The sequence below is a fragment of the Pseudoalteromonas sp. 2CM37A genome (genome assembly GCF_023161885.1).
Taxonomy (GTDB): Bacteria; Pseudomonadota; Gammaproteobacteria; order Enterobacterales; family Alteromonadaceae; genus Pseudoalteromonas; species Pseudoalteromonas atlantica.
In genome coordinates, this window is the sequence record NZ_JALNTJ010000002.1 from 833,704 (window position 1) to 839,314 (window position 5,611).

Sequence of the window (5,611 nt, forward strand, 5' to 3'; positions counted from 1 at the left end):
CAGAGGACACAGAGACATACAGGAAACAATGGGGGTGGTGAGTAATTTCTCCTGTTCTCCTCCTTCACTTCTCGGTGGTGACATAATCACTTTTAAACGAAAGCATAGGCTAACCACGTAGCAGCGAGTTTACCTCGCGTTTTATATTGAATTTTTTCGCGGCATAATGCCGCTGCTACTCATTAATTTCACCACAGAGGACACAGAGACATACAGGAAACAATGGGGGGTGGTGAGTAATTTCTCCTGTTCTCCTCCTTCACTTCTCGGTGGTGACATAATCACTTTTAAACGAAAGCATGAGCTAACCACGTAGCAGCGAGTTTACCTCGCGTTTTATATTGATTTTTTTCGCGGCATAAAGCCGCTGCTACTGCTATTGTGGGCTTCGCACTTTACGCCAATAACGCGCCTACAAAACTCTAGCTACCCGCTACTATGGTATTAAAGCTGTCGTTGTCGTGTAGGCTAGCAAATGCACTTTCGTGTAGTAGCTCATTACGTAAGTTTGGCGAGTATTCAAGGGCCATTTTTATATCGGCTAATGCATCGGCATGTTTGTGTGTAAGTGCATACGCACACGCACGCTGCCAGTATGCATAGCCGTAGTCGCTATCTATATCAATAGCTTGGTTACATAACTCAATGGCTTTGGCGGTTTCGTTTAGCTCTAATAATGCATCGGCTTTATAGGCAATGGCTTCTACATCCTCTGGCTTACGTTTTAAAATTTCGTCAAATATTTCTATTTTGTTTGCAAAGTCGCTTTCTAGGTTTGCGCGCATCCATAACGAGTGCACCTCGTTAGTGACCGATATACGCTCTTGGTTACTGAGTATTTCTTCTGAGCGTACACGAAGTTTTTCTTCAAGAATTTTTAAGCGATCTTCGTACTCGTCAGTGATCACACTGACACGCGTATTTACTATGTCTTCTACTTTATTTTTAACATCGCGCAGCGAGTTCCAGCCCACTAAAACCAAAATAGAGGCCGTAGCAGTAATAATAAAAAACACGTTATTAATAGTGTCGGTGGTGTAAATAAGCGCTCTGTCGGCGGTATCTAACTGGGCGTGTGTAACTTGTTTTGTTACATCTTCGCGTAATTGTTGTTGGTCTTGGCGAACGGCTTTTAACTCATCAAGAATATAGCGTTCTAAAAGCGGTTTATACATGGGCTCATTTAATTGCGCTAACGCTTGTTGCTGTTGCTCTTCTGTTGGTGCAGCAGATTCTTGGGCATTAACAGTATTTAAAAGCGAAACAAAACAAACAAATAGAATAGTTATATAAAAACGCATGGGTACGCCTAGTTAATTATTAGTGACTAATCGCACTTTAACATGCAAGGCTTATTGGCACTAGGGCGTGTTGGCTTTGAACATTAAACAACTTAACAAAATCATACAACTGTTCACACAGCCTCAAAGGATTCTAAATTTTAGGCAAAAAAAAGCCAGCCCAATGTGGGCTGGCAAAACTGCTTAAAACAACAATAAATTGTCGCAGGGAAATAACAGGAGTGAGTGGTCATAATAATCAAGTTAATCTGAACATTTACTTAATTATTCAAAATAGATTTCAATAAGTTATAAAGTAAAGGTGCATTGGGCTTAGTAATGCACCTTTATAAACAACTTTAATTTCATGGTGAAGGGGGGTATTCCAATGTGCGCTTAATTAAAAGCCACTTTCAAACCCTTCACATACCATTACGCGTTATCTATTTAATCCGATCACACTAATTGTGGAGTTTAAACTGTATTCATTAAACCAATGGTTTCAATCGATTTAATTCAAGTTAATACGCTGGCGAATGTAATATTAGGGGTCTATATTGTTTGAGCAGTAAATAAAAATTATGCACAAAATTAATAAACCTTAGCGTGCTACTTTAAATGTAAGCGCTGGGGCTTGAGTAAAATAGTTAAACTCTTCATTTAAAGTAAGGAGCTGAAAATGAGCAGCACTAAATCGGGTCAATGTCCCGTAATGCACGGTAGTAACTCAGTTATTTCTAAAGTAAACACAGATTGGTGGCCAAATACTCTAAATTTAGACATTCTTCATCAGCACGACACAAAATCAAACCCCTACGGCACAGACTTCGACTACGCCGAAGCATTCAAATCTCTCGATTTAGACGCAGTTAAAGCAGACCTAAAAGCCTTTATGACCGATAGCCAAGATTGGTGGCCTGCCGATTGGGGTCATTACGGCGGCTTAATGATCCGCATGGCATGGCACTCTGCGGGTACGTACCGATTATCAGACGGTCGTGGTGGCGCAAGCACCGGCAACCAGCGTTTTTCGCCGCTAAATTCGTGGCCAGACAACGCAAGCTTAGATAAAGCACGCCGCCTATTGTGGCCAATCAAGAAAAAATACGGTAACAAACTATCGTGGGCCGACCTATTTATTTTAGCCGGTAACATGGCATACGAATCAATGGGCTTAAAAATTTATGGCTTTGCAGGTGGCCGTGAAGACATTTGGCACCCAGAAAAAGACATTTACTGGGGCGCAGAAAAAGAATGGCTAGCACCGAGTGATGAGCGTTACGACAACGTAGAAAAACCCGACACCATGGAAAACCCATTGGCTGCGGTACAAATGGGCTTAATTTACGTAAACCCAGAAGGCGTTAATGGTATACCCGATCCGCAAAAAACCGCGCAGCACGTACGTGAAACATTTGCTCGCATGGCAATGAACGACGAAGAAACCGCAGCGCTTACTGTAGGCGGTCACACGGTAGGTAAAACCCACGGTAACGGTAAAGCTGAGCACTTAGGCCCAGAGCCAGAAGCGGCCGACGTACACGAGCAAGGCCTAGGCTGGAACAGCACTAAAGAAGGCGGCTTTGGTCGCAATACTGTAACGTCGGGCCTAGAAGGCGCGTGGACTACCCACCCTACAAAATGGGATAACGGCTACTGTCACTTACTATTAAATTACGAGTGGGAGCTAACTAAAAGCCCAGCAGGCGCGCACCAATGGGAGCCTGTAAACATTAAAGAAGAAGACAAGCCGGTAGATGTAGAAGACCCATCAATTCGCTTAAACCCAATGATGACCGACGCCGATATGGCCATGAAGGTAGACCCAATCTACCGTAAAATTATTGAACGCTTTAACAACGACTTTGAGTATTTTTCTGATGTGTTTGCCCGCGCGTGGTTTAAACTTACGCACCGCGACTTAGGTCCTAAAGCGTGTTACTTAGGTAAAGATGTACCAAGCGAAGACCTAATTTGGCAAGACCCAATTCCAGCGGTTGACTACACCCTATCTGATGACGAAATTAGCGAGCTAAAAGCACAAATTCTTGATTGTGGCGTAAGCGCAACCGATTTAATTACTACAGCATGGGATAGCGCACGTACGTACCGTGGCTCAGACCGCCGTGGTGGTGCAAATGGCGCGCGTATTCGCTTAGCTCCGCAAAAAGATTGGCAAGGCAATGAGCCAGAGCGCTTAGCAAGCGTACTTAGCGCCCTTGAAAAATTTAAAGCAGGTTTAGCTAAGCCTATCAGTATTGCAGATTTAATCGTATTAGGTGGCACAGCAGCTGTAGAGCAAGCTGCAAAACAAGCTGGTGTTGATGTAACAGTACCGTTTGCGCCAGGGCGCGGCGATGCAACCGACGAAATGACCGATGCCGAGTCGTTCGAACCATTAGAGCCAGTACACGACGGCTTTAGAAACTACCTTAAAGGCGACTTTAGCATATCGCCAGAAGAGCTACTTTTAGAGCGTAGCCAGTTAATGGGCCTAACAGCACCAGAAATGACCGTACTGTTTGGCGGAATGCGCGTGTTAGGCACAAACTACGCAGGCAGCAAACACGGCGTATTTACCGACAACGTAGGTGCGCTTTCTACCGACTTTTTTGTAAACTTAACCGACATGGCCAATAACTGGAAACCGTCTGAGCCAGGTGTTTACAACATTGTTGAACGTAAAACAGGCACCATAAAATGGACCGCGACACGTATAGATTTAGTGTTTGGTTCAAACTCTATATTACGTGCACTAAGCGAATTTTACGCACAAGACGACAACAACGAACGTTTTGTACATGATTTCGTAAGTGCATGGGTAAAAGTAATGAACGCCGACAGATTTGATCTTAAATAAATCAAAATTATAGGCACAAAGGGGAGCAACATAGCTCCCTTTTTTATTATCTAAATTTTAGTTCGTGGCCTGTAGGCACAGAGCTTAGCTTCGGCGTTAGTTTGTCTTGTAGACGTAGAGCTTGCTCACGTTAGAAGCGTAGCTTCTCATGGTTTTAGCAAAGGGGCTTACACTTAGGTAAAAGCGCTGCTTTTAAACGCCAGCAAGCTGTGCGTCTACAGACTAGGGCTAAGCTCCGGCGTTGGTACACGATGCTTGTTCACGAAAAATAAAAATAATACCCTCAACCCCCGCCGTTCAAATATATACAATCCCAAAAAGGGTATTGTTCAATCTTTTGCACAATCCCAGCTCTTAATGGGTTTGCAACAATATAACGAGCCTGAATTATTAAATCTCTTTCATTGCGGATTTGATGATCAAAATAATTTTGTTGCCAAATTGGACCTTTATCACCACTAAGCGCATTAATCTTCACGGTTGTTAAGCTTTTAAACTGCCTAACTACCTCAGATAGTGAGAGCGCCTTAACTTGAAAAAGCCAATGAAGGTGATCTGGCATTACGGTATAGCAAATAGTATTAACATTTTTTTGCATATAAAAGATCGCGCGAGCGGCTATACAGGCATTCTCAAAGTTTTCAAATAAATCGGCTCTTTGCACGCAGCATATGGTGACTGAATAATATTTATTTGCAGACGAGCAGCGACCTTTTAATAGTTTTGTTGAAGAAACCATGAGAGCCATTTCTTAATATATTTTAATAAATATAGGAAAACCTGTTTTTTACACAAGGCAAGTTTTTAAAACAGTAGTTAATCTGACTTGTAGACGTTGAGCTTGCTCACGTTAGAAGCGTAGCTTCTAATGGCTTTAGCGAAGGGGTTTAACATCAGGGTAAAAGCGTTGCTTTTAAACGCCAGCAAGCTGTGCGTCTACAAGGTAGAGGTTAGCTCCGGCGTTAGTTTGACTTGTAGACGTTGAGCTTGCTCACGTTAGAAACGTAGCTTCTCATGGCCTTAGCAAAGGTGGTTACACTTATGTAAAAGCGCTGCTTTTAAACGCCAACAAGCTGCGCGTCTACAGGATTGGGCTTAGCTCTGGCGTTAATTTGACTTGTAGACGTTGAGCTTGCTCACGTTAGAAGCGCAGCTTCTCATGGCTTTAGCAAAGGTTGTTACACTTAGGTAAAAGCGTTGCTTTTAAGACGCCAGCAAGCTGTGCGTCTACAGGATTGGGCTTAGCTCCGGCGTTAGTTTGACTTGTAGTCGTTGAGCTTGCTCACGTTAGAAGCGCAGCTTCTCATGGCCTTAGCAAAGATGGTAACACTTAGGTAAAAGCGTTGCTTTTAAACGCCAGCAAGCTGTGCGTCTACAGGATTGGGCTTAGCTCCGGCGTTAATTTGACTTGTAGACGTTGAGCTTGCTCACGTTAGAAGCGCAGCTTCTCATGGCTTTAGCAAAGGTTGTT

General features: G+C 43.3%; 3 protein-coding genes. 1 reads left to right on the forward strand and 2 read right to left on the reverse strand.

The genetic code is table 11. From position 1 onward, the window contains the following. Positions 1 to 422: 422 nt before the first annotated feature. Positions 423 to 1,301, reverse strand: coding sequence for a tetratricopeptide repeat protein (locus MTF68_RS07430; RefSeq protein ID WP_024032988.1), 879 nt, complete (start codon positions 1,299 to 1,301; stop codon positions 423 to 425). Positions 1,302 to 1,959: 658 nt separating this feature from the next. Between MTF68_RS07430 and katG the strand changes: the two genes are divergently transcribed. Then, entirely contained in the window at positions 1,960 to 4,140 is a 2,181-nt protein-coding gene (gene katG, locus MTF68_RS07435; RefSeq protein WP_248462123.1) for a catalase/peroxidase HPI, read from the forward strand. A 283-nt stretch (positions 4,141 to 4,423) separates the two neighbouring features. Here the strand turns inward: katG and MTF68_RS07440 are convergent, their stop codons facing one another. After that, complete coding sequence (locus MTF68_RS07440) at positions 4,424 to 4,888, reverse strand: transposase (protein WP_337946975.1); 465 nt, start codon at positions 4,886 to 4,888, stop codon at positions 4,424 to 4,426. Positions 4,889 to 5,611: the final 723 nt, after the last annotated feature.